This window comes from Parasphingopyxis lamellibrachiae (assembly GCF_003385775.1).
In the GTDB taxonomy this organism is placed as follows: Bacteria; Pseudomonadota; Alphaproteobacteria; order Sphingomonadales; family Sphingomonadaceae; genus Parasphingopyxis; species Parasphingopyxis lamellibrachiae.
Window position 1 is genome coordinate 1,820,975 of sequence record NZ_QRDP01000004.1, and the last position, 25,506, is coordinate 1,846,480.

The 25,506-nt window shown below is 60.9% G+C and carries 21 protein-coding genes and 1 tRNA gene; 12 read left to right on the forward strand and 10 right to left on the reverse strand.

The window, feature by feature from the left end:
* Positions 1–70 precede the first annotated feature (70 nt).
* The 3 genes from DFR46_RS09025 to DFR46_RS09035 form a co-directional block, all read right to left on the reverse strand.
* A complete protein-coding gene (locus DFR46_RS09025; RefSeq protein WP_116236153.1) occupies positions 71–907 on the reverse strand; it encodes an alpha/beta fold hydrolase in 837 nt (278 codons plus the stop codon).
* 82 nt (positions 908–989) lie between these two features.
* Entirely contained in the window at positions 990–2,354 is a 1,365-nt protein-coding gene (locus DFR46_RS09030) for an MFS transporter (RefSeq protein WP_116236154.1), read from the reverse strand.
* Between the two features lie 57 nt (positions 2,355–2,411).
* Positions 2,412–3,623 carry a class I SAM-dependent methyltransferase gene (locus DFR46_RS09035; RefSeq protein WP_116236155.1) on the reverse strand — a complete coding sequence of 404 codons (1,212 nt, stop codon included), beginning with the start codon at positions 3,621–3,623 and terminating at the stop codon, positions 2,412–2,414.
* A 135-nt stretch (positions 3,624–3,758) separates the two neighbouring features.
* Here DFR46_RS09035 and DFR46_RS09040 point away from each other — a divergent pair, with 135 nt between their 5' ends.
* From DFR46_RS09040 to DFR46_RS09060, 5 genes are read left to right on the forward strand one after another with little or no spacing between them, the layout of a single operon-like run.
* Positions 3,759–4,955, forward strand: a complete 1,197-nt coding sequence (locus DFR46_RS09040; RefSeq protein ID WP_116236156.1) for an FAD-dependent oxidoreductase — start codon at positions 3,759–3,761, stop codon at positions 4,953–4,955.
* Entirely contained in the window at positions 4,952–5,716 is a 765-nt protein-coding gene (locus DFR46_RS09045; protein ID WP_116236157.1) for a maleate cis-trans isomerase family protein, read from the forward strand. Before DFR46_RS09040 ends, DFR46_RS09045 begins: the two co-directional genes overlap by 4 nt.
* The gene (locus DFR46_RS09050) at positions 5,713–7,194 is read left to right on the forward strand and encodes an aldehyde dehydrogenase (RefSeq protein WP_116236158.1); all 1,482 of its coding nucleotides are present in this window, start codon (positions 5,713–5,715) and stop codon (positions 7,192–7,194) included. Before DFR46_RS09045 ends, DFR46_RS09050 begins: the two co-directional genes overlap by 4 nt.
* Positions 7,191–7,679, forward strand: a complete 489-nt coding sequence (locus DFR46_RS09055; protein ID WP_116236159.1) for a nuclear transport factor 2 family protein — start codon at positions 7,191–7,193, stop codon at positions 7,677–7,679. Before DFR46_RS09050 ends, DFR46_RS09055 begins: the two co-directional genes overlap by 4 nt.
* Positions 7,680–7,713: 34 nt before the next feature.
* Positions 7,714–8,262: a glutathione peroxidase gene (locus DFR46_RS09060; RefSeq protein WP_116236160.1), complete on the forward strand. Its 549-nt coding sequence runs from the start codon at positions 7,714–7,716 to the stop codon at positions 8,260–8,262.
* A gap of 361 nt (positions 8,263–8,623) precedes the next feature.
* On the opposite strand, the gene DFR46_RS09065 is transcribed toward DFR46_RS09060, so the two are convergent.
* Positions 8,624–11,671 (reverse strand): TonB-dependent receptor plug domain-containing protein, encoded by a 3,048-nt coding sequence (locus DFR46_RS09065; RefSeq protein WP_116236161.1) that lies wholly within the window; start codon positions 11,669–11,671, stop codon positions 8,624–8,626.
* Positions 11,672–11,888: 217 nt separating this feature from the next.
* Between DFR46_RS09065 and DFR46_RS09070 the strand changes: the two genes are divergently transcribed.
* Positions 11,889–12,782, forward strand: a complete 894-nt coding sequence (locus tag DFR46_RS09070; protein ID WP_162843447.1) for a LysR family transcriptional regulator — start codon at positions 11,889–11,891, stop codon at positions 12,780–12,782.
* Between the two features lie 30 nt (positions 12,783–12,812).
* Here the strand turns inward: DFR46_RS09070 and DFR46_RS09075 are convergent, their stop codons facing one another.
* The 4 genes from DFR46_RS09075 to DFR46_RS09090 all read right to left on the reverse strand — a co-directional run bounded on the left by DFR46_RS09075 (position 12,813) and on the right by DFR46_RS09090 (position 17,506).
* Positions 12,813–13,556, reverse strand: a complete 744-nt coding sequence (locus DFR46_RS09075) for a Type 1 glutamine amidotransferase-like domain-containing protein (protein WP_162843448.1) — start codon at positions 13,554–13,556, stop codon at positions 12,813–12,815.
* Positions 13,553–14,791 carry a DUF819 family protein gene (locus tag DFR46_RS09080; RefSeq protein ID WP_162843449.1) on the reverse strand — a complete coding sequence of 413 codons (1,239 nt, stop codon included), beginning with the start codon at positions 14,789–14,791 and terminating at the stop codon, positions 13,553–13,555. Before DFR46_RS09080 ends, DFR46_RS09075 begins: the two co-directional genes overlap by 4 nt.
* A complete protein-coding gene (locus DFR46_RS09085; RefSeq protein WP_211306407.1) occupies positions 14,788–16,854 on the reverse strand; it encodes a S9 family peptidase in 2,067 nt (688 codons plus the stop codon). The genes DFR46_RS09080 and DFR46_RS09085 overlap by 4 nt, the downstream gene beginning before the upstream one ends.
* Positions 16,855–17,413: 559 nt before the next feature.
* Positions 17,414–17,506: transfer RNA gene (locus tag DFR46_RS09090), tRNA-Ser, on the reverse strand.
* Positions 17,507–17,713: 207 nt separating this feature from the next.
* Here DFR46_RS09090 and DFR46_RS09095 point away from each other — a divergent pair.
* Both DFR46_RS09095 and rarD read left to right on the forward strand, forming a co-directional pair.
* Complete coding sequence (locus tag DFR46_RS09095; RefSeq protein WP_116236165.1) at positions 17,714–18,535, forward strand: DUF1134 domain-containing protein; 822 nt, start codon at positions 17,714–17,716, stop codon at positions 18,533–18,535.
* Between the two features lie 192 nt (positions 18,536–18,727).
* Positions 18,728–19,636: an EamA family transporter RarD gene (gene rarD, locus DFR46_RS09100; RefSeq protein ID WP_245953776.1), complete on the forward strand. Its 909-nt coding sequence runs from the start codon at positions 18,728–18,730 to the stop codon at positions 19,634–19,636.
* 6 nt (positions 19,637–19,642) lie between these two features.
* Here rarD and pyrC read toward each other — a convergent pair whose 3' ends face one another.
* Positions 19,643–20,680, reverse strand: a complete 1,038-nt coding sequence (pyrC, locus tag DFR46_RS09105; RefSeq protein ID WP_116236166.1) for a dihydroorotase — start codon at positions 20,678–20,680, stop codon at positions 19,643–19,645.
* Positions 20,681–20,720: 40 nt separating this feature from the next.
* Between pyrC and ygfZ the strand changes: the two genes are divergently transcribed.
* Together ygfZ and DFR46_RS09115 are read left to right on the forward strand one after the other, a co-directional pair.
* Positions 20,721–21,437 (forward strand): CAF17-like 4Fe-4S cluster assembly/insertion protein YgfZ, encoded by a 717-nt coding sequence (gene ygfZ / locus DFR46_RS09110; protein ID WP_116236167.1) that lies wholly within the window; start codon positions 20,721–20,723, stop codon positions 21,435–21,437.
* A 7-nt stretch (positions 21,438–21,444) separates the two neighbouring features.
* Entirely contained in the window at positions 21,445–22,533 is a 1,089-nt protein-coding gene (locus tag DFR46_RS09115) for an alpha/beta hydrolase (RefSeq protein WP_211306408.1), read from the forward strand.
* A gap of 15 nt (positions 22,534–22,548) precedes the next feature.
* On the opposite strand, the gene DFR46_RS09120 is transcribed toward DFR46_RS09115, so the two are convergent.
* On the reverse strand, positions 22,549–24,078 hold the full coding sequence (locus DFR46_RS09120; RefSeq protein WP_116236168.1) for a DUF389 domain-containing protein: 1,530 nt from the start codon (positions 24,076–24,078) through the stop codon (positions 22,549–22,551).
* A 152-nt stretch (positions 24,079–24,230) separates the two neighbouring features.
* On the opposite strand from DFR46_RS09120, the gene DFR46_RS09125 reads away from it, so the two are divergent.
* On the forward strand, positions 24,231–24,875 hold the full coding sequence (locus DFR46_RS09125; RefSeq protein ID WP_116236169.1) for a TetR/AcrR family transcriptional regulator: 645 nt from the start codon (positions 24,231–24,233) through the stop codon (positions 24,873–24,875).
* 125 nt (positions 24,876–25,000) lie between these two features.
* Positions 25,001–25,456, forward strand: coding sequence for a hypothetical protein (locus DFR46_RS09130; RefSeq protein WP_116236170.1), 456 nt, complete (start codon positions 25,001–25,003; stop codon positions 25,454–25,456).
* Positions 25,457–25,506 lie beyond the last annotated feature (50 nt).

Below are 25,506 nucleotides of genomic sequence, written 5' to 3' on the forward strand. Positions count from 1 at the left end.
TGTTTCTCTTCTTTTACAGATATTTAAATTGCCGATCTAGCAACTCTGCGGGTAATTATGTGACACCGGCCTACGAGATTTCCGAATCAAATTCGGTAAATTGTCCTATGTGAGACAACACTGGGTCGCACCACTCGTCAGGCCGGTCGAACACCATGCCGGGTCCCCCGGCGAATTCGGCATAGGCCCAGTCGGGCCTCGCCTCGGCAATCTGCCCGCCCCAGGGAAAGATCGGATCTGTCCGGCTTGCTATGACAAGCGTCGGGCAGGCGATGCGCGGCACGTCCGCCCGGAAATCGTAGAACGGGATTATTCCGTGCCCATGTTCCTTCCAGGGCCCGTGAAGGAAATAGGTGATAACCGCGATATGGACGGTCTCGTCGCTCCAGTCGGGATCGCCCTTTTCCCGCACCCAGGCCCAGCGGTCGGTAATGTGGCTCCCATCGGGCGCGATCGTCTGATTGTCCGGGAATTTCCCGATCCGCGCGGCCCGCTCCGCTTCGGTGTAGAAGGGCGCATTGTCGAGGATCAGCCCGCAGACGAGCTCCGGATGCTCTGCGGCCAGCCGGCCTGCCACAAGGCCGCCGCCGCGATGGCCGAGCACGACCGCCGGCCCGGAGCCGAAAGCCCCCAGCAGCTTTGCGAGGTTATCGGCATAGCATTCGATGCCCGGCGTCTTCGGTGGATCGGACATGCCGTGCGCGGGCAGGTCGACGGCAATAGCGCGGAAACCGGCATCGGCGATCCGTGGCAGCACATGCCGGAACTGGAGCGAGGACCAGGGTGCCTGGTGAACCAGCAGCACCGGCGGGCCCTCCCCGTAGCTGCGATAATGGAGCTGGCCGTCAAGGCCGTCGACATAGCCGCGGCGCTCGCCTGGCAGCGCCGTCATGATGGGTAGCGTCATTGCATCACCTTCGGGTCACTGGATTCCTGGGCATGGCCATGTGCGAAAACAGCCTCAATTGTATTGTACCCATAACTTTTTATCAGGCGGCCGCTCCTTTGGGACCAAGCGCTGCCGCGGCGGCGTCCCGATCGTCCATCGCGGTCGTCATGACCGTCATATCCTTGGCGAGTTTGCGATAATGTTTGAGGCCAAAAATCATCACCAGAATCGTCGGTATGCCGACGAAGAGGACGAAACCGCACAGGACAACGCCGATCGACCGCGGATCGCCCGACCAGTCGGTAGCCGCACCGATCAATGGCGGCCCGAGCAGCGGACCGACCAGAGTAATTACTGTGTTGAAGATGGCAACCGAACGGCTGCGCATCTCGCCCGGTGTAATCATCTGCAGCGCAGCAGGGCCGCCGGCGGTTGCCGCGGATTTGCCGATAAAGGCGATGAACATGGCCACGACGGCAAGCTGGGCCGTCGGCATGATCGGGTAGAGCGCGCTCATCGGTACCGTAATGCACAGGCCCAGGATGAGCGTGTACATCCCGCCCATATCGCCATCCCGGCCGAGCCGCTTGCTCGACCATAGCGCAAGCGCTGTGCCGATCGGTCCGGCGGTGAAGTAGAACAACCCGGTGACGGCACCGATCGTCATCACGTCCCATCCCCACACGCGTGAGAATAGCGGCACATTCCAGAAGGTCAGCGTCGCCATCGCAAAATTGCATGTCGAACCGGCAAACAAGACGCCGAAACCCCGCCACCGGTCCAGCATGTAGCGCACCGCGCTGATCTTCGATCCGCTTTCCGGCGTTTCGCTGATCGTATCTGTCTTGGGCGGCTCTTTGACGGTCATCAGCAGCAACGCGAACAGCATGCCCGGTGCGCCGACCAGCAGGAATGTCATCTGCCAGGGCTCAAACGAGCGGCCGAGAAACTCGACATGGCCGACATCGTGCAGTGCGGACACGAGCATGCCGCCGGCGAGAAACGCCAGACCGGCGCCGAGATAGGGCCCGGCCATATAGAGGCTGATCGCGCGGGCGCGGTCGCCGCGCTTGAAATAGTCGCTGATAATCGACACCGAGCACGGGCTGACGACAGCCTCGCCAAGACCAAGGCCGAGACGGAAAATCAGCAGCGGCAGGAACGACATGGCGAAACCGCTCATGGTCGTCATCGTGCACCAGATGACCAGCCCGGCGATGAGCAGCCATTTCCGGCTCCATTTGTCTGCCAGCAGCCCGAGCGGGATACTGACGGCGACATGGAATATCGAGAATGCCGGGCCGAGCAGCAGACCGATCTGAAAATCGCTCAGCCCCATCGATTCCTTGATCGGCTCAACGACGAGCGAGAGGATGAACCTGTCGAAATAGGAAAGGATGAAGACGAGGAGAAGCAGGATAACTACATACCAGCGATACCAGCCACTGTTCCGGTCAATGTTCACAAGGCATTCCTTACCAAGGGCGCTTACGCGCGTTTTCGTTGAGAGTCGTCGATCGCCCTAGGACGGGAGGCTGCTGCCGAACACATACCAGGCGCCCTTGCCATGGCGCGGACGGCCGGGCTCGTTCCAGCCGAACGCTTCGGCCCGGTCGGGATAGGCGCCGAGGTCGGGCAGCAGATGGGCAAAATTGCGTTCCGGCTCGAAGCCCGCCTCCTCCAGAAGGACGGCGGGATCCTGCGCCCGGAAATCGGTATAGTTCGGCTCGTTGTTATGTTCGGTGTCCCAGTTCCAGAAGAAATCTTCCCAGGCATCGACGAGGCAGGTCGCGGGCAGCTCCTGATGGACCATGATCCCGCCCGGCCGCAGCAGGCGGCGGCATTCCGCGAGCACCTTGCGGGTCGCATCGACCGTAATCTCGTGAAAGAAGAAGCTTGAGACGATAAGATCGAAATGCCCGTCCGGGAAATCCAGGGCCTCGGCATTCTGCTGGCTGAGATGGAGGGGAATGCCCTCATGCTCGGCCACCGCATGGCCGTAGCGCAGCAGCGGCGCGCCAACATCCACGCCATGCGCCTCCACACCGGGAAAGGCCTGCACATAGGGCATCAGGTTTTTGCCCGACGAGGTGCCGATGTCGAGCATCCGGGTCGGGGCGAATTCGTGGCGTTCATGCTTGAGCCAGCGGCTGATCACCTTGGCGACGCCGCCCCAGCTGCGATGGCTCATACTGGCCGAAAAGACGCGCGCACCGAGCGCCACAACAGCCCCCTGGGCAACATCGTCGGCAACCCATTCCTTGTGAAAACAGCCTGGCGTCAGATGCACGTCTAGCTGGGAAACATAGTCGGGAACGGGCAGCGCCGGATCGAGCCGTAACGAGCCTCCGGCCGGATTGCGCTCCTGCGCCGCCCGGGCCAGATCGATCATTTCGGGCAGCGCCCGCTCGATCGGCTCCTGTACCGACTGGAAACACATTTCCTGGGCGTTGTAGCGCAGCGTGCTGTAAAACCGGTAGGAAGCCTCACCCTCCATCGCATCCTCGATCGCCAGCGCGTCATCCAGCGGCACCCCTTCGGACTGGCGCGCCGGCGCGACCCGGTGGTCGAAATCCTTGTGGAGCATTTCCGGCATGTCCTGGATCGCGAAACGGCGCAGCGCACTGCAGAAACGCTGCCGCCCCCGCTCGTCGAGCGTCGATTCGGGCAGCGCCTCGATGTCGGGAATGACCGAATTCCTGCGTTCGGAAAGCCTGTCTGCTGTACTGGCCATAGATTCCCTCGCCTAACCCGAAAATACATTGTCGCACGATTGCCGATGCTGCCTTGCCAATTGCGCAGCTTGCAATTACGCGGGTTGAATAGTCTTATATCTAATACAAATCAGATCGCAAGGGTTCGGACGAGAATGACGCAGACAAAACCGGTAATCATCGTAGGGGCAGGGCCTGTGGGGCTGACGGCGGCCCTGTTGTTGCAGGCACGGAAAATTCCTTTCACCCTCTATGAAGCGGAACCCGAACTGCTCGACGACCTGCGCGCCTCGACATTCCATCCGCCGACGCTCGACATGCTCGACACGCTCGGCGTCGCGGCGCCCCTGGTCGCCCAGGGGCTGGTCAGCCCGACCTGGCAGATCCGCATGCACCCCAGCGGGGAACGGGCCGTGTTCGATCTCGGCGTGATCGCCGATTCGACCGCCCACCCCTATCGGCTGCAATGCGAACAATCCAAGCTCTGCCGGATCATGCTGGCCATGCTGCGCGACAAGGGCGCGGACATCCGCATGGGCATGAAGGTGGAAGGCGTTACCCAGGACGCAGACGGGGTCCGCCTGGATCTGCGCGATACGGAAGGTGTGGCTGCCGCCGACGAAGCCGGGTTCCTGATTGCCGCCGATGGCGCGCGCAGCGCGGTCCGTTCCGCGCTCGGATTTCCTTTCGAGGGCAAGACCTATCCCGAAACGACCATTCTCGCGACCACGCGCTTTCCTTTCGACGAGCATCTGGAGGGCCTGTCCAACGTCAATTATGTCTGGAAAGAGGGCGGCACCTTCAGTCTCCTGCATCTGCCCGGATTGTGGCGCTGCAGCCTCTATCCCGATGGCGAGGAGAGTATCGAGGACGCCCTGGAACCGGCCAGCATCGAGCGCAAGCTGCAGGAGATCGTTCCCATCGCGGGCAATCACCAGGTCGACGAAATCCGGCCTTACCGGATCCATATGCGGATCGTCGACGATTACCGTTCCGGCCGGGTGATGCTGGCCGGCGACGCCGCCCATCTCAATTCGCCATCGGGCGGCATGGGGATGAATGGCGGCATCCATGACGCGTTCGAACTGGTCGCAACGCTGGAGGAGGTGCTGAACGGGGCGTCCATGGACGTGCTCGACCGCTATACGCGGCGGCGGCGGCCGATCGCCGAACAGGAGATCCTCAACCAGGCCGATCGCAACCGCGCCCGCATGCAGGAACGCGACCCGGCCAGGCGCCGCGAATCGCTGGCGGCGTTGCAGCGTACCGCCGGAGACCCGGACGCCGCCCGCGAACATCTGCTGCGCAGTTCGATGATCGCCGGACTCCGCAAAGCGGCAGAAATCGCATGAGCGGCCGGCGCTACGATTATGGGCGGACCGCGATGATCGGCATCGGCACGCCCCAGGCCAATCCGACGGTCGAGGCGGAACTGCGGATCATCCTGCCGCCCGGCTGCGCACTGGCCGTCAACCGGCTGACCAGCTCGTCGGACGATCCCATGCAGCGGCTGCGCGACTATCTCGAGGGGCTGGAGGCGAGCCTCGATCAATATGATACGCTGCGCCCCGATGCCTACGGTTTCGGCTGTACCGGCTCTTCCTACCTGATCGATGCGAATGCGGAAGTGCGCATCGTCGAGCGCATCGAAGAGCGTCTCGGCTATCCGGTCGTGACCGCAACCGCCGCCATCCGCTGGCAGCTGGCGCAGCTCGGCGCGAAGCGGATCGCCCTGGCCTCTCCCTATCCGCCGGCCCTGTCCGAAGCGGCCCGCGCCTATTGGACAGGCGCAGGCTTCGATCTGGTCGAGGTCCGCCGGATCGACACGGGCAGCGGCGATACGCGCAGCATCTACACGCTGGGCAGCGAAGACGCCCGGCCAGCCGCCGAAGCGCTCGGCCGGCTCGAAATCGATGCGGTCCTCTTGAGCGGCACCGGCATGCCTTCTCTCGCGCTGATCGCCGACGCCGCCGATAGCGGGCCGGCCCTTCTTTCTTCCAATCTTTGCCTCGCGAACCGGCTCAGCGACCTTGTCGGCCTGCCGGCGCCCACCGGCTGGCGATCCCGCCTCGCCGAGGCCCTCGCACCAATCAAAGGAGCCCCTGCCAGATGACCCGCATACACAGCGCCATTATCGACGGAGAATCGATTGACGGCACCGGCGATCCGGTCCCCGTTGTCGATCCCGCAACCGAAGAGGTTCTCGCCGAGATCCCCGACGCCGGGGACGCCCTGGTCGACCGCACGGTCGCTTCGGCCCGCGCCGCCTTCGAACGCGGCGAATGGCGCGACATGAGCGTTGCCGGGCGCCAGCAGGTCCTGCGGGACTGCGCCGACGCGGTCGAAGCCGCCGCCGACGAAATCGCCGATCTCGAATGCGCGAACACCGGCATACCCTATAGCCAGGTGCGCGATCGCCAGGTCGGCCGCGCGGCGAACAATTTTCGCTTCTTCGCCGACTATATCGGCCAGATGACCGCCGAGCTCTACGAGCAGGACCCGAATTACCTGACCTATGTCCGGCGCGAACCGGTCGGCGTCGCAGCGCTGATTTCGCCCTGGAACTCGCCGATCACGCTGGGCTCGATGAAAGTCGCCTCGGCCATCGCCTTTGGCAACAGCTGCGTACTCAAGCCCGCCGAACAGGCCCCGCTCGCCCTGTCCAGGCTTGTCGAGGTCATCCAGTCGGCGGGCCTGCCCCAGGGCGTCGTCAACCTGCTGAACGGCAATGGCGCGACCACCGGCGACCGGCTGGTGCGCCACCCCGATATCGACTGCGTGTCCTTTACCGGCGGCACCGAAACCGGCCGCCGGATCATGGCCACGGCCGGCGAGAATCTGAAGCCCTCGATCATGGAGCTCGGCGGCAAGTCCGCCAATATCATTTTCGAGGATGCGGATTTCGAACAGGCGCTGGATGGCGCGCTGATCGGCATTTTCACCAATAACGGCCAGCAATGCCTGGCCGGATCGCGGATCCTCGTCCAGCGCAGCATCGCCGGCCGTTTCCTCGACGCCTTTGTCGAGCGCGCCCGAGCGATCAGGGTGGGTTCACCGCGCGACGCAGCGACGGAAGTCGGCCCGCTCGCCTCCAGGCGCCATTATGAGCATGTCATGAGCTTCGTCCCGGAAACGGACAAGGACGGGGCCAAATTGCTGACCGGCGGCAAACGGGCGGACGGCTTCGACCGGGGCTTCTATTTCGATCCGACCATCGCTCTGGTCGAGTCCAATGAAGACCGCCTGTGTCAGGATGAAATCTTCGGGCCATTCGCTTCGGTGATGGTGTTCGATACCGTCGAAGAAGCCTATGCCATCGCCAACCGGTCGCGCTTCGGCCTGGTCGGCTATGTCTGGTCGCAGAATATCGCCACCGTCATGGAAGCGCAGGAGAAAATCTCGGCCGGCACGATCTGGTGCAACACGCCGATGATGCGCGAACTGCGCGCGCCGTTCGGCGGCTTTCGCGAATCCGGCGTCGGCGCGGAAGGCGGCCAGGCGGCCGAAGCTTTCTACATGCACCAAAAAACGGTCAGCATTCCGCGCAAACCGCTGTCGCTCACCAAACTTGGCATGGGCGATGCCGAATGAGCGTCCTGCACGACCGGATTTCCGCCTATCTCGACGCCTATTTCGAAGCCTGGAATGCTTATGACGTTCCCGCCATGCGCGCCCTGTGGGACGAGAGCGAAGACAATCCGGTCTATCTGGCCGAGGAATGCGCGCCGCATCATGGCTGGGACGCGATACTCGCTTATTGGGGCGTCGACCGCTCCCAATCGGAACGGCTGCTGACCTGGCGCGATCTGAGCGTCACCCACGCCAGCACCGATGTCGCCATCGCTTTCTTCCACGCCAACTGGAGCACCTACATTCCCGGCAACCGCCTGTACCCGAGGCCGTTTGGCGGGCCGGTGCGGATCACCATGGTGCTGCGCAAGAAAGCGGAGGGCTGGCGCGCCATTCACTATGCCGAAGCGCCGCTCGCCTCGATCATCCAGCTGCGCGAGGCGCATGAGGCAGCGGTCGACCCTGCGCTCCACGAGAGACTGGCCGCCAAGGGCATACGATACTGATCCCCCAACCGAACATCCTTCAGGAAATCCGATCATGACAAGCGCTATCCAATCTATCCCGCTCAAGACCATAGACGGCAAGGACGCCCGTTTGGCCGACTATGCGGGTTCGGTCCTGCTGATCGTCAACACGGCCTCGAAATGCGGCCTCACCCCGCAATATGAGGGCCTTGAGGCGCTCTACCGCGCGAACAGGGATAAGGGCCTCGTGATACTCGGTTTCCCCGCCAACAACTTCCTGGCGCAGGAACCCGGCACCGAGGAGGAAATCGCGGAATTCTGTTCGCTGACCTACGATGTGAGCTTTCCGATGTTTGCAAAGATCAGCGTTGCCGGCGAGGACCGCCACCCGCTCTACGCCGCGCTCACCGCCGCGCAGTCCGAAGCGGCAAGCCCCAACGGCAACGCTATGCGCGAGCGGCTGGCGAGCAAAGATATTCCGATCTGGGACGAACCCGAGATCCTGTGGAATTTCGAGAAGTTCCTCGTCTCGCGCGACGGCCAGATAGCAGCCCGCTTCGGCCCCGACACGCCACCCGACGATCCGGCTCTGCTCGCCGCGATCCAAGAGTTGCTGGATTGAGTGGCCAGAGCCGCCGGCTCATAGTCAAAGGCGTCGGTGCCGGAGCGCGTCTGATTGCCGCTATTGCAATAGCCGAACGTCGTACCCAAGCGCTTGTTCTGGTTGGGAGTGTCCGCCGCATAGCTGCCCGGCCCACAAGACCGGGAGCGGCACCGCGAAAAAAAGGCTCGTCGTTCGCGGGAAGATGAGGCGAGCGGTTCGACCTGCTCTCCCATCTTCCCGCGAACGACGTGTGTGTTCGATATTGCCGGGTGACCGCTGAAGGCTCCCAGATCCCGCCCGATAGGTCTTATGCGGCTTCTTTCCCGGGTAGCGGGGCCTCCACGATAGCGATCATCGGAACCGTACGCGCTTCGGGCTTCTAGAAGCGCGCCCGGAAACCGACATAATATTCACGTCCGATCGCATCGTTCAACGACGATACGATATTCAGCGAACTTCCGTTGTCCGTACCACTCGGGACCAGCGGCCCGTAATTGTTGAAGATGTTGTTGACGCCCGCCGATATCCGGTAATTGTCATCCGGACCGAAAGTGTATCGGGCCGAAATCCGGTGAAAATCCTGTCCGCCGACACGGAAGTAACGATCGTTTGACGGGAACGGATCATTGACAAGGTCGTCGACACCGCCACCTTCGTAGGTAACCGTATACGCCAAGCGGAAACCGCCATTGCGGTAACCGACGCCGAGCCGCCACTCATCGCGACCGTTGCCGATCTCTCCGAGCGGGCTGTTCGTGATCACCGTTCCGCCCAGTCCAATGAAGGTCGTCTGCTGTTTGAAATAGCGGGAGTAGCGGAAATTGATGTCGAACTCGCCCGGGATAATCCCAAATTCTATCCCATCATAGTTGAGTGTGAAGTCGATGCCTTCCACCAACTCCTCTTCCAGATTCTCCTGGAAATTTATGACCTCGACCACATCGCCATTGAACGGATTGCGTGAAATGACATCGCAGAATTTGTTGTTTGGGAAATCGTCGGCTGCATAGCAAAGATCGACGGTGTTCTGCGTACTGACCGATGTGATCGCGTCGCTAATCTCGATCCGGTAATAGTCCGCGATCAGCGTCAACCCGGGCGCGAAGGGCGGCGCAAACACTACACCAAAGGTGTATGTATCGGCCGTTTCTTCCTGCACATTGGGATTGCCCGAATTGGGCCCCTGGGTGCTGCCATCGAATTCGAACGGCTCACCCGCATTATCGGGATTGGCGAAGAAGGCCTGAATGCCGGGCTCCGAAAGACAGTTTGCCGCAACCGTTCCGAGACTGACCGTTTCGCCGCCGACGCTGTCCGGTGCAGACAGCCCAGACCCGTCCGGGAAGAGGCCGTCGCACGGGTCCCTGAGATCGTCCGCATCCGGCCGGGGCGGCGAGAAAATCTCGGTCAGATTCGGCGCCCGTTGAGACCGGGAATATTGGGCTCGGAAGCGCAGCGCGTCCGTCGGCTGCCAGACCGCGCCGACATTGTAGCTGAAGATCGTGCCGACAGTGCTGTATTCCGAGATCCGCGCCGCGGCCTGCAGGAACAGTTCGTCGGCGATGATCGGGATGTCGATTTCGGCAAAGGCTTCAATCACGTCGAAACTCGCCTCGACGCTCGGGAATGTCGCCAGCGAGGTAATGTTGAAGTCGTCGGTCGTGGGGTCGCCATCGACGCCGCCCACGGGATCGCCATCCGGATCGCCGGTCGTCGACTGCTCTTCGCGACGATATTCGACGCCAGCGGCGAACTTCACGTCGCCATCGCCCAGCTGAAACAGATTGCCGCGAATATAGCCACCGGCCGTATATTGGTGGCGCGTCTGGCTACCACGGCCATTGTACCGGATATAGTCAGCGGCAGCATCCGAGATCGAACCTTCGCCAAAGATGTTCAGCGGGACACATCCTGCTGCCCTGGCCCCCGCATCGGCGCATTGGAAACCGCCAGCACCGTTCGGCTCGATGTCGAGCGCGAACTGGGCGGCGAGAAAGTTGACCTCATTCGGATTGCGCTGATTCTGTTCGAACCTTCCGAAGGTGCCGAACAGAGTCCAATCGATATCATCAGTCAACGTGCCATCGAGATCTGCCATGATCCGGATGGTGTCACGCCTGTTGATACGGGCCTGCTCACCGAGTTCGACCAAGCGGCGGTCAAAAGAGACCGAACCGCTTCTCGTTTCTTCGACCTCAGGAGGGATGAACGGATGATCGCTCGCCATATTGCCAATCTCGAATGCGTCAAGATTGCCGAATGAATCATCGTCGTTCAGCGTTTCGAACCCGCCGCGGGTTTCCGAATCCACGCGCGAAAACAGTCCAACGACAGAGAGTTCGACAGAGGGCGAGAATTCATAGCTGCCATGCACACCGATATTCAGGATCTCGCGCGAACCGTGGAGCGTGCGGCCGGGCCGGAAGTTGAACCCGTCAAAATCGGCAAAGAAATCCTGATTACCCGTCCGGTCCGCCGGCTGCAGCGACTTATCGTTGAACCATTGCCCATCGCGGAACCAGGCATCGCCGCCTTCGAACACGCCACCGGGAGTCGAACCGCTCCGCGATCCGACAAGGCAGAATCGATCTTCATTGTTGGGGTCACAGCCCGGCGTGTTGATTTCATCGGCAAATGTGTCGTTGGATCCCGTTGCCGGATCATCGAACTCCACCGCCAGCACCGAGAGCGGACGCGTATTGTCGGCAAACACCGCATTCTCGTTACGATAACTCACAGCAGTCATGAAATAGCCGCGATCATCGGCAAAGCGTAGGCCGACACGGCCATTGATGCGATATTCTTCGCCGCCGCTCGCCTCGGGCATGGAATAGCGCGCGTCGATTTCATAGCCCTCGAAGGAGTCGTTGAGGATGAAGTTTGCCACACCCGCGATCGCATCCGATCCGTAAATCGCCGAGGCGCCGCCGGTGGTCACTTCCGTGCGACTGACAAAACCGACCGGCAATGTAGAAAGGCTGACCCGATCGGAATTGCCCGAATTCGATACCGCACGTCGGCCATTGATCAGGACAAGCGTCCGATCGTCGCCCAACCGCCGGAGGCTGATCGACGAAAGGCCGCTGGTTTGGATGAGGTTGTTACTGCTCTGAACCGACACGCCGTCGCCAACGCCGGGCAACTGGGTAATTGCTTCGGCCAGATCGGTCGAGCCGATATCGTCGAAATCTTCTGTTCCGAAAACCTGGAGGGGTACAGCCGAATCCTCGGCGCCGCGCTCGATGCGCGAACCGGTGACAACGATGGCCGCCCCGCGATTGCCTCTGCTTGCGGTCTGGCTCGACGGTGCGTCGTTCTGCGCGTCGCTTAAAGCCGCGCCATCACTTTGCGCAAATGCCTGCCCCTGCATAAGAAGGACTGCACCAGCAGATACGCCGGTCAGGAAAATATTCTTACATTTTTGCATCTTTTAGACCCCCGAAAACATCGCCGAAAAGGACGAACGATTAAGTATGTTGTTTAGTTCGATCATTGAGCTATCCTCCCCTCAGGATTGCTTTGCGGCGCTCCGTCGGGAATCTCTCCTGTTGCTTGCCAAATGAAACGGTTGCTGAATTGACGGCAAATTCATAATCGGAATGTCGCAATGCGAAAATTGCAAAGCGTTGATAAGGAGACGTTTTTTGGAGTTGAAGTGGTTGGAAGATTTCATCTGCGTTGCCGAGAAGGGACACTTCGGACAAGCGGCTGAAAACCGGTTCGTGACCCAGTCGGCACTAAGCCGTCGCGTTCAGTCTCTGGAGCTCTGGATTGGCGCGAGCCTCTTCGATCGCTCGGCGCATCCGATCAAGCTGACCATGGCCGGAGAAGAGTTCATCAAGACTGCGCGGCAGATAGTCGATCAGTCATACGAAGCCCGTGCCTTCGCCAACAAATATTCGAGAATGGGCGACAACAGCATCACCATCTCCTGCCTGCATACCCTGGCGTTGAAATTCATCCCCGACTTGATCAGCGAATTGCGGCAGGAGATCCGCCCCTTTTCTGCATCGATTATCGCTGAAACCCGGACGGTCGAAGAATATCTGACAGCACTCAGCATCGGCACCTGCGATTTCTTCATCTGCTACGACCATCCGTCCATATCGTTCGACGTCGACCCTGCCCAATTTCCCAGCATCGAAATCGCCGAACACCGAATCCGGCCTTACCAAAGCAACACGGCAGAGCTTATCGACCTGAACGACACGGCAAAAACCGGAATACCCTATATCGAATATTCGGGGACTTCCTTCATGTCGCGCGTGTTCGAACAGCTTCTACGCAAGGCGCCTTTCAGAAAACGCCTGCGCACCGTGTACCGCGCGTCGCTCGTCGAAAGCATGTTGTCCGCTGCTCAAAGCGGTTTCGGCGTTGCATGGCTTCCCGAAACCGTCGTTCCCGGAGATCCGTCCGATCAGGGACTGCAACTGGTTTCGGATGATTTCTCGACATTGCTGACAATCAGGGCTTACCGATCGGTGAGCAACAGCAGCCCGCTGGTCGGAGAAATCTGGAAAGCACTGACCAAGGCCTGACGGTCTCGGCAAATGTCAGTATCCACATTGTCAGCAAGCGCTGCCGGATGCTCCCGCCTGACCCAGAAAGCGCACCGGCATCGCGCAATAATCGATCTCACCGCCGGACAGCGATACTTTGCGTATGCCCGCCTGTTCCCTGATCGAGTCGAAATTCTTAAGCCGTTCATTCTGGAACTCAATGGCCGTGCCTTCGTCCAGCGTATAAGCCGGAAAGGCCATCCGGTGATCGCCGGTAAAATTCCAGAAGGCTTGTACGCGGGCACTGCTCACATCGAAATGGACGCAAATGCAGCCTTTCAGAACGGCCAGCCCCGGGATCGGCTCAATCTGTGTCTTGATCGAGTCTGTGATACTCCATTCGAACAGGATGTTGAGGCCCGCACTCGCACCCGCGACGACGACACCAGAGGCATAGGCCGCGCGAAGCGCATCGCCCACGCCCCATTCCCTGAACAGCGCCAACAAATTCCGGGTTGAACCACCGTCAACAAAGACGATATCGACACCTTCGAAAAACTCATCGGCTTTGTCTGACGGCGGATCGTAAAGCTCCAAAACAACCGGTTTTGCGCCGACGCGCGCCATCAAATTCCGGAACGCCGCGATCCTCTCAAGATTGTCGCCGCGGGCCGCGCCGACATAGCAGACGATCGGTTCCTCTTTACAGGCGAGCGCCGCCAGCCGCCGGGCGAATGTGGGCGGTTCACTGTCCGGCACAAAGAAAGACGCGGAATCGCAAATTCCGTAGATCCGTCTGACCGGTCGCGTCACGATGTGACCATTCTCATCAACTCAGCGGTGAGGATCGCTCCATAGGTTCCCAGCGCATAGCCCAGAACGGCAAGGAGAACGCCGACCGGCGCGAGAGCGGGATGGAAGGCCGCCGCGACAACCGGCGCGGAAGCGGCGCCGCCGACATTGGCCTTGCTGCCCACGGCGAGGAAGAAGAAGGGCGCGCGGACGGCCTTGGCGACAATGATCAGCAGAACCGTATGTATGAGCATCCAGATGAGGCCGATCAGCATGAAGGAAGGCGCATCGCGAAGGTTGAGAATGTTCATCTTCGTCCCAATCACTGTCACGAGCACGAAGATGAAAACCGTTCCAACTTTCGAAGCGCCAATCCCCTCAAGGTCCCGCGCTTTGGTGAAGCTCGCCCCCAGTCCGATTGAGGTGGCGATGACCACAATCCAGAAGAAGCTGGACGCCAATACGCCTTCTTCTCCTCCATACATCTCGCTGAACAAACCGCCCAACCAGCCACCCAGCAAATGGGCGAAACCGACACCCGCAAAAGTAAATCCAACGAGCAGCATCAGGTCGTTGGCCGATGGAGTGCGTTCGACCGAGGCACTATAGTCGGCCATGCGATCGCGCAGCCGGTCAATCGCGCTGGTATCGGCTTTCAGCCAGCCGTCGATCCGCTCCGGAGCACCCGCACCATATAACAGAAAAGCCATCCACAGATTGGCGACGATGATGTCGACCGCCACCAATGCACCATAATTCTCCGGGTTGAACTGGTAGATTTCGAGCATCGCCGTCTGGTTGGCTCCGCCGCCGATCCAGCTTCCGGCAAGCGTGGCCAGGCCCCGCCATGCCGCCTGGTCGCCCGAACCGAGCACCGAAGGATCGAACTGGGCGACGAGCCACAAGGCTATCGGCCCGCCGATGACGATGCCGATTGTGGCTGTAAAAAACATGATCAGGGCCTTCGGGCCGAGACCGATGATACCCTTAAGGTCGATGCTCAGGGTCAACAGGATCAGCGCCGCCGGCAGCAGATAGTCCCGAACGATCGGCCAGAGACTCGAATTCTCGACGCCGATCAGGCCGAAAGTCACCATCAGCGAGGGGACCAGATAACAAACGAGGACAACGGGCACAAAGGTGTAGAAGCGCGTCCAACCTCCGCCCAGCTGCCGTGTATAGCCGACAAAAGCGAGTACGAGGGCCAGCAGGCCGAGAATTACCGCATCGTTGGTTATCAGAGGCGTTTCGATCATCTGGCTCCTGCCTCCTCAAGCTGAGTATCGGCCGGCTCCGGTTCTTCTGGCGCGGCCCCTTCTTCCGATTCCTGCGCTTCTTCTTCCTCTTCGTCCACCGCATCTTCCGCTTCCGGCAATATAGGCAGTACCGGATCATAAGCGGGACGACCGAGATGGAGCGCATACCATTCCAGTTCGCGATTGATCTTGAACAGCTGGTTTCGCGGCTCGCGGTAATTATGCGGCTCGCCATCGGCAATATAGAGTTCGGTCGGCGCACCGGCCGCGCGCACCGCCCGGTGCATCAGTATCGATTGTGTTGGCGGCACACGCTCGTCATCGCCGCCGGAAAAAAACAGTGTCGGCGTGCGCACATTCCACGCATCGGCAAGCGGCGACTGTTCTCGGAACGACTGATAGGGCGCATTCTCTTCCCATGGCGTGCCACCGAACCAGGGCGTACGACCGCGCCGTCTGTCGCTCTCTCCATAGAGCGATACCCAATCGGCCACGCCCGCGCCGGAAGACGCAGCTGCGAAACGGTCGGTAACGGTGATGAGCTTGCTCGTCATATGCCCGCCGGCGCTCCAGCCCATCTTTATCAGTTGATCGGGATCGGCAAGATCGCGGGCGATCAGCGCATCGATCCCGGCCAGGACATCGAGATGCGCGTTGCGGAAATAATTGCCGACCATGTCACGCATGAACGCATCGCCATAACCGGTGCCGCCGCGATGGTTCGGCAATAGGACTCCATAACCCTGCCCTGCAAGCACGGGGACGTAGCGGGAAACGTTCCAGCTGCCGAACTGGGATGAGGAACGCGGACCGCCATGGGTGATAGTGACAAGCGGGAAGCGTTCGCCTGGTTCATATCCGACGGGATAGGCGAGCAACCCTTCGATTTCCTGCCCGTCACCACCGCGCCAGCGAACCGCTTCCTGTCGCGGCAGGCGAAAGCGCTGCGGCCAGTCGGCATAGTGATCGGTCAAAGCCCGCAACGCACCGTCCGCCACGTTTATCTCGTATATTTCGCCCGGATTTTCCTGCGTCCGGACAATTGCGATGTGCCGGTCGAGTTCCGGATCATAACGCCAGTCGTCTATCGCCTGGTCGCCGCGCGTGATCCGCTCCAGCTGCCGCCGTTCGAAATCATAGCGAAACAGTTCGGTGCGCAACCCGATATTGCCCAGCACCCAAAGCGCATCCCCGGCACGCGTCCAGGCAAAGTCCAGCACCTCGACCGGCACATCCGGGAAAAGCAGGTGCGGCTGCGGTTCTCCGACCTGCTGGACAAACAGGTTGTCCTCATAATAGGGCGCGCCGTCTGCATTGACGGTGGCGATAAAGGCAAACCGGCGATTATCGGGCGACAGCTGCGCGCGAGATTCACCATAGTCATTGGCGGTCAGGCGGGTTGTCGCGCCGGTTTCGATCGTCAGCAGCCAGAGCTCGTTGAGCGCCGCGTCGTCCGACCCGCCACTCTCTCTCCTTCGATAGAGAATATGGCTGCCATCGCGCGAAAGCGCGTAGCCGGAGAGATATCCTCCGTCGTCGACCAGGGGCGTCGCTTGGTCGGTGCCGAGTGCCTGGCGGTAAAGCGCATCGGGACGGGCTGTGTCGAATGGCTCTATTATCCAGTCGGTATGGGGCTCGGGCTCCGCGTCGCTGCGGAAGTAGAAGGACAGGCCATCTCGCGCCCAGATCGGATCGCCTATGTCGTCGTGATGGTTGGTCAGTCGCTCGATCGATCCCGTTGCGGGATCGATAAGATAGGCCTGATCATGCTCAATCTCGCTTTCGCCAGTCTCCTCTTCTTCTCCGTCCGCATCGCGTTCGCCAATTGCGAGGAATGCCGAATGGTTCGGTTGCCAGTGAATCTGCCGCTCGAGAAGATCGGCGATAGCGAGGCCGGAAAGATCGATCGCCTCCCCCGTCGTCAGGTTGCGCAGCGCGACCGTTCGCCGAATTTCATTTTCCTGCCAGTCCGCTTCAGAGAGGCGGTAGGAGAGAATTTGTCCGTCGCTGGATAGCAATGGAGCTGCCAATCTTTGCATTTCGACCAAATCGACTGCGGTCATCGGCCGCAGTTCCGCCGCCTCCGCATGCGGACTGGTCACAGTCGACGCGGCGACCATCGGCGAAGCCAGGCATGACAGGATTAAAGCAAAAAACGGGATGCTCCAGCGCGTCACTCGCCCGCTCACCTTGTTGACCGATCTTTCGAGCACAGGTTCGATCTCATCTGAAGGCCCCCTCCCATTGCTTCTTATTGGATCGGTGGAGAGCCAACATCCACCCAGATTTCAAATTCCGATTTGACGAATCTCGATGCGGAATTAGCAAATAACTGAATTGCAAAGCTTTTCAGGCGGCTAACAGCAAACCGCGAAAGCTTTAACATTCCTTCCTTTCGTTTACCGTTGCTCAGCGATGAAATCCGGCAGGGCATCCAGGGGGAACCCCGGAAGAACTTTGTTCGCGGACTTGCTCATGGGGACGAAAGAAGAAGAAACAGCGTTATCCCCTGGCCCAAAACAGTCTATCGACATCGTTGCCGGTGGTCCCGGGCAAGGCTGGCAATCCATTTCTCAGAAAAACGCCAAAGGCCGGACCAGTTCATTGCGAAAGTCCGGCGGCTGGCGGACACGGAGGGATTCGAACCCTCGATACGGATAATCTCCGTATGCCGGTTTAGCAAACCGGTGGTTTCAGCCACTCACCCACGTGTCCTGACTCAGCCGAACGGCGCGTATAGCCATGCGGGCCAGCGCGATCAACAACTAGTCGCACTGCCCGATACCATCGGTTCGGACAGCGGGAAACCGGGAAATGGACTCATTTCGGCGCGCAACCGACTCCGTTCGTCCCGCCCTTGATTGCGCGGGAGTCCGACGGCGGCGTAAAACTGTAAGGCTAAGCTGTACCGGGGTATACGTGATGATCAAGAAACCGCTGATTTCCATTGTCGCGGCCCTCGGCCTTGCCGGGATGGCACTGTCGCCGGCCCCGGGTCAGGTCGATACTGTCGATCCGGATGCAGCGCTCGACGACAGCGCATATCAGAGCGGCGGCACGACGACCGACAATAGCGCGACGTTCAACGACGGCCCCGACTTCGATCCCGATGTTACGGCCGAAGACGATACGACCGTTTACAGCGATCCCAACTATATTCCCGATACGCCCGGCTATGAGGATGGCGCAGCGCCTGACGGCAATGCGGGCGATTCCGCTACGCCCGCCGAACCGACGGTTCCGGGCGAAGAAGAACGGCGCACAACCTATCAGCAGGACGATCTGATCGCCGCCGCCGACGGCCTTTTCGGGGACGGTGCCCAAGGGCTGGCCCGGATGATCCAGGATATCCTTTCCGAACAGGGCGAACCCAATGGCTATATCGTCGGCCGCGAGGCTGGCGGCGCGTTTATTTTCGGTCTGCGTTACGGATCGGGTACGCTGTTCCACGCCGTCGAGGGGGAGCAACCGGTTTACTGGACCGGCCCCTCTATCGGCTTCGATGCCGGCGCGAACGGCGCGTCGACCTTTGTCCTGGTGTATAATCTGTACGACACCGAAGAGTTGTTCCGCCGCTTTCCCGCCGTATCGGGCAATGCCTATCTGGTGGGAGGACTGACCGCGAGTTACCTGCGCTCGGGCGACAAGGTGCTGATCCCCATCCGGCTTGGCGCGGGCCTGAGGCTCGGAGCCAATATCGGCTATATGAATTTCAGCCGCAACCGGCGCTGGCTGCCCTTTTAGCTCGCCGGAATTCCCCGAGCAGGAAATCGCCGCGCCGGGAAGTGTCTGTCAGACTTTCGCCTTAACCTCAGCCTCAGGCGCGGCTCCAGTCTGCATCCGTCCGACAGGTCGGGTCCGACAAACAAATATGCCTTCTGCTTCAACAACAATTTTCGTGTGGCACGGATGGCGCTAACCGACTAGCGCACCGCCATGGACGATCAGCAGAACACGACGGCCGGATATGGCTTTGGCATCGGCGTGTATCTCGTCTGGGGATTGGTTCCGCTCTATTTCAAGCTGCTCGACCATGTCGGGGCGGTCGAGACAGTGGCGCACCGGATCACCTGGTCCGTCGGCCTGCTGCTGGCTCTGCTGCTGGTGCTTGGGAAGGTGCGGAATCTCGGCATAATCTTCCGCAACCGGCGCACCCTGCTCGCCCTGACTGCATCGGCGACGCTGATCGGCGGCAACTGGCTGGTCTATATCTGGGCTGTCACTCATGAGCATATCCTTGCCGCTAGCCTCGGCTATTTCCTCAACCCCTTGCTCAACGTCGTCCTTGGCACGGTTTTGCTGAAAGAGAAGCTGAGGCCCGCAACCCTTGCCGCAATTATCCTTGCCGCCATCGGCGTAGCGATACTGGCAGTCAGCGCGCTCGACACTTTATGGATCAGCGTCTCACTGGCTGTCTCCTTCGCGCTGTACGGCTATATCCGGAAAGTCACAGATGCCGGCGCGATAGAGGGGCTGGCGGTCGAAACGTTGCTGCTCAGCCCGGTGTGCGTCGCCTATCTGATCTGGCTGGGGATGGCTGGTGGGCTGATGTTCGGTGCGAGTCTGGAAACGGACATGTTGCTCATTTTCTCAGCCGCCGTGACATCCGTCCCGCTAATGCTGTTCGCCGCAGCCGCCAAGCGACTGACGCTGACGACGCTCGGTTTCATCCAGTATGTCGCGCCCTCAATGGTCTTTCTGATTGGCGCGTTCGTCTTCAATGAGCCGTTGAACAGCGGCCAGCTCCTCTGCTTTGCGTTGATCTGGGCAGGGCTGGCGCTGTTTACCTTCGATTCGATCCGCACCGCACATGCAAACAGGACGCGGGCACGGCTTGCCGCCTGATCGGGTTTACGGCCCGAACGTCCAGCCCAGCGTCTCGCCCGCCTGGAAAGGAACGAGCTGCGTTCCGCCTGCCGTCAACTGCTCAGGCACCGCTGTCGATATGCGGCGCAGGGTGATCGTCCCCTCGTTCAGCGGCAGGCCGTAAAAACGCGGGCCGTTTTCCGAAGCAAAAGCCTCAAGCCTGTCCAGCGCATCTTCCGCATCGAACACCGCCGCATAGCTTTCCAGCGCAAAGGGCGCGTTGAAGATGCCTGCGCATCCGCAGGCCGATTCCTTGTCGCCGCGCGCATGGGGCGCTGTATCCGTGCCGAGAAAGAATTTGGCCGATCCGGATACCGCGGCGGCCCGGACTGCAAGCCGGTGCTTCTCGCGCTTGGCAATGGGCAGGCAATAGGCGTGCGGGCGGATGCCCCGATCGAAAATCGCATTGCGGTTGATAACGCAATGATGCGGGGTGATCGTCGCTGCAACAGTGGGCCCGGCGCTCTCGACAAACTGCACGGCATCGGCCGTCGTGATATGCTCGAGAACGATTTTGAGCGCCGGAAACCGCCTGACCAGCGGCTCGAGCGTACGTTCGATAAACACCGCCTCCCGGTCGAAGATATCGATCTCGGGATCGGTCACTTCGCCATGGATGAGAAGCGGCATACCGATCGCTTCCATCTGTTCCAGCGCGCCATGGATATTCCTGATATCCGTCACGCCGCTGTCGGAATTGGTGGTCGCGCCGGCCGGATAGAGCTTGGCGGCGGTCAATATGCCCTCGGCATGGCCGGCTGCGAGTTCCAAGGGATCGATCGTATCGGTCAGATAGGCCGTCATCAGCGGCGTGAAATCATGCCCCTCGGGAAGCGCCGCGAGGATCCGTTCGCGATAGGCCCGGGCGGCCTCTACCGTCGTCACGGGGCTGGCGAGGTTGGGCATCACGATGGCCCGGGCGAACTGGCGCGCCGTATAAGGCGCCACGGCTTCCAGCATCGCGCCGTCGCGCAGATGGACATGCCAGTCGTCGGGCCGGCGGATCGTGAGAATATCGGTCATGCGGCTTCCCTTTGCACGAGCCAATCCCTAATTGAAGCCCATGCCTGCATCCACCCTTGCCGACCGCGCGATCATTCGTCTTTCCGGGGAGGATGTTCGTGCATTCCTGCAGGGACTGGTCACGCAGAATATGGACGCTGTCCAGCTGGACGCGCCGCAATGGTCGGCGCTGCTCACCGCCCAGGGCAAGGCGCTGTTCGATTTTATCCTCTGGGCGGATGGCGAGGATATTCTTGTCGATTGCGAAGCGGGCATGGTGAACGACCTGATCAGGCGCTTGACATTGTATCGTCTGCGCCGACCGATCACCATTGCGCGCGATGACGCACTGGCCGTTCACTGGTCGCTGGATGCGACCGACCGGCCCGCAGACCCCCGCCTTGCTGCGCTCGGCCATCGCTGGCTGGCCCCGGCAGATGGCCCTGTATCGGGCTGGCGGGCGCACCGCCTGTCACTGGGCGTAACCGAAGGCGTCGCCGAATTGGGCAGCGACAGGACGCTCTGGCTCGAATGCAATGCCGAGAAGCTGAACGGCGTCGACTTCGAAAAGGGATGCTATGTCGGGCAGGAAAACACCGCCCGCATGCATTATCGCAACAAGGTGAACCGCCGCCTCGTCGTCGTGCCACTGGACCGGGCCGATGAGAAGCGTCAACGCATCGTCTATCCCGATCTCGGAATTTCGGTCGAACATCGCCGGGTCGATGATCTGACGGGCCTCGACCTCCCAGACTGGCTCTCCACCGCAATAGGATAACCCGCACATGATCAACCGCTTCGCGGCCCTGCTGTCGCTCCTGTTTCTCGCCATCCCCGCCCAGGCGCAGGATGCCCAACCACTGGGCACAATGACGCCGATCACCATCGGCACGAGCTACAGCTTCCGGTCCGAAGTGCTGGACGCGGAACGGACGATCAACGTCTGGCTGCCGGCCAGCTATGCCGAAAATCCCGAACGGCTCTATCCGGTGCTCTATGTGATCGATGGCGGCGCCGAGCAGGATTTCCACCATATTTCCGGCCTCGCCCAGCATGGTGCGATCAGCCGCACTTTCGACGAGATGATCGTGGTCGGTATCGAAACCGAGAGCCGGCTGCTCGAACTGACAAGCCCGGCAAGCGATCCGCGCTATCCCGACTATATGGAACCCAATGGCGGCGCAGCCGATTTCCGGCGTTTCATCCGCGATGAAGTGATCCCGCGCATCGCGGCCAATTATCGGGTGTCGGACGAGGCGGCGCTGATCGGGGAATCACTGGCCGGGTTGTTCGTCGTCGAGACATTGCTGCGCGCGCCCGATCTATTCACCAGCTATATCGCGATCAGCCCCAGCCTGTGGTGGGATCAGGCGTCGCTGGTGACCGACGCGGCTGCGCTGATGAGCCAAGAAGGCCACCAGGCGGGCAATCGTCGCCTCTATCTGACCATGGCCAATGAGGGCGGGACAATGCAGTCCGGGCTCGAAACCCTACTCGCCGCGCTGGAGAGCGAGGCGCCGGCAACGCTGCGCTGGACCTATGTCGCGCGGCAGGACAGCGAACATCATGGCAGCATCTATCATATCGCCGCACTCGACGCGCTGAGAGTGCTGTACGGCCATGCTGAACGCACCGGCTCGCCGAGCGACGCAACCTGGCTGTTTGAAGGCGAAGTTCCTCCACTAAGCGAAATGGCGCTGACCAGCATCGCAAGCGAATGCAATGCGGAAACGGCGATTCGCACGAGTCTGGCGGAAATCAATCACGACCCTGCCCGGTGGCGAGGCGTTTGCGTATCTGTGAAGCTTGGCCCTGAGCGGCCCACCGCGGGCAATATGGATCAACCGGGGACGGACGAACCCGTTACGCCATAGGCTGACGGACGCCCGCTATTCGTCGAGACTGCTGCCCGGCGCCATCCATTGTAGCCGCACGCGGTTTGCAGGCGCATCGCCTTGTACACGCACCGCATCGACCCCGGCTTCATCCATCAACGTCATCACCGCATCGGCCTGGCCGTCCGCACCGGTCACGCCAACCGGGGTGGCGATCCGCTCCGCTGCCCAGTTGGCAAGTGCTACACCGCGCCGCCCGGCCGCATCGGGCTCGCCATCGGAAAAGGATATTTCCGGCAGCGCCTTGGCGGGCGGGATGACCTGCACATCCCAATCCTCGGCCCGGGCATTGGCGCGCTGCTCCAGCGCATAATAGGTTTCGAGTTCGGCCCCGGGCAGGGCGCGGACCCGGACGATGGCGCGCCGCGCATTGCGGTCGACGATCACCTCTTCGGCATCGACGCCCGCAATCAGCGCCAGTCGGTCCGTCAGATTCTCTATCTCTTCCTCTGTCGCCGCCGCCTGTTCGCGCATGCGCGCCAGCGCCAGCTCGGCCCGATCGGTCGTATTTTCCGTATCGACCTGATATTGCCTGAGATCGACGACAACCGACCGGCCGAGCTCGCGTTCCAGCGTACGCTGCGCGCGCTCCCGCGCCCCGCCCACGATTTCCGGCGTCAGCACCGAAGCGCTGAGCGTTATGGGATCCGTGCTGAAATCGAAATCGAGCTGGGAAATACGGGCGGCGTCCCCAAACTGATCATTGACCATCGCCTGCGCCTGCCGGGTGGCATTGGCTTCCCAGGCAATCTGCCGCAGCGAAAAACCCAGCGGGATCGCAAGCGCTATGAACACGCCTATGATCACCACCGATTGGGCGACCGTCTGTTTGCTGGAAAGATAGGTGCTGAAGCCATAGGTGCGGGCCATCACGGCAGCGGTCAGCGCGATAGTCGTGAGGTTGGTGAAAAACAGGAAGAAGGCGCCGCCGAACACTGCCCAATTAAACGTCGCCAATCCGAAACCGATGGCCGCGAGCGGCGGCATCAGGGCGGTGGCGATGGCCACGCCGACAATCGTGCCATCGCGCCCCCGGATCATCGCATAGGCGCCGGCCAGCGCCGAAAACAGCGCGACGCCGAGGTCGAAAAGATTGGGCCGGGTGCGCGCCGCAATCTCCGTGGTTATCGTCTGCAATGGCGACATGGCGACGATGAACGCACAGAAGAGAATCGCAATAATCGTGCCCAGGGCCAGCGCCTTGCCCGCTTCCCGGAGCCAGCGATAGTCCGCGATGGCCAGCGCGAATCCGATGCCCAGAATCGGCCCCATCAGCGGCGAAAGCAGCATCGCGCCGATCACGACGGCAGGCGATGACAGGAGCATGCCGAGGATCGCGATGCCCGCCGACATGCAGGTCATGAACGCATAGCGCGGCGTCCATCCGGATTCGCCGCGCACCTTTTCGATCACCGCCACCTGATCGATTTCGCGGCAAACCATCCGCCACCAGCGCCGGACAAGCGCTATCGAGCCGCTGATCGGATCGCGATTGACGGCTTCGCCCTGTTCACCATTGTCCATGATTTGCGCGCCTTTCGACCGAAAGGGGCGTTATAGGCGCGCCAGCGACCAGCGACAATTCGGACCGGCCCGGAAATAATAATTGATATTAGCTATTGATTATCATAAAACTGTTATACAAATGCGATACAGTAGCATCAGGGAGACAGACTATGGCACGCCCCCAGACCGATCATGAAGCAACCGCCGAGAAACTGCTCGAAGCCGCCGAGCAGCTGATCCGCGAACGCGGCCCGGTTTCGCCGAGCGTTACCGATATCGCCAATGCCTGCGGCATGTCGCAATCCAACGTCTATCGCTTCTTTCCCAGCAAGGAAGCCCTGTTCGAAGCTTTTGCCGAACGGTGGTTCCGTGAACTGGACGATATCATGGAAGAAGTTGTTGCCGGCGATTTGCCCCCGCGTGAAAAACTCTATCAGTTCTTCGCCCGGCGCTTCGCGATCAAACGCGCCCGCTACGAGGAAGATCGCGACTATTTCATGACCTGCATGATGCTGGGCGATGAGCATCATGACGTGGTTATGAGCCATGTCGATCTTGCCGATCATTATATGGCCACCATCCTCGCCGAAGCGATTACCGATGGCGAATTTCCCGGCATGACGATCGACAGCCTGATGGCCCCCGTCAATCTGATGGTGGCGCCCTTTTGCGATCCCAAGCTGATCCCGCAATATGAAGGCAGTGCGACGCTCGACAATCTGCGGATTGTCATCAACACGCTTTTCAACGGCCTTAACAGCCAGAATGCAGAAGCGCCCGAAGCCATAGACACGCATTTGAAACTCGCGTCGTAACAGGCGATGGCAATGTTGGCCGGGTGGCCGCTTGACCCGGGTCAATTCAGCCCGGTACCGGCGAAGCTAAACATGGACCGTCAATAAACCGGCCAGGCCGGTCCGCCGGCAAGGAGCCCGCTGCAATGAAAGACCGAACCGTTCGCATCGCCCTGACCGCTGCCATTGCCGCGACAGCATTTGTCCAATCCGTGCCGACCACTGCCGCGGGACCAGGCACCGGGATCAGCGCGACCGCGGCCCCCGTGCGCGGTTCGGCCCAGCGCCGGGCGATCCTCGACGCGCTGCGCCCGGCCGTGCAGGCGGAAATTGGACCCGAGATAGAATTCGTCGTCCATGATATCCGCGTCGTGCGCGGCTGGGCGTTCGTTTCGGCAACCCCGCAAAGACCCGGCGGCGCGCCGATCGACGGCCATCGCTACTTCCCTTATTTCAGCGAGATGGACGGCCTTACAACTACGGCCGTGCTGCGCCTTGAAGGCGGCTTCTGGACGCTGGTCGACCATGCCATCGGCGCCACCGATGTCTGGTATTGCGACCTGGGGCCGGCCAATCTCACCCCATCCTGTTCGGGCTACTGATCGCCGCGGACGGGGAATGACGAACCGTCCGGAAATAAAAAAAAGGGCAG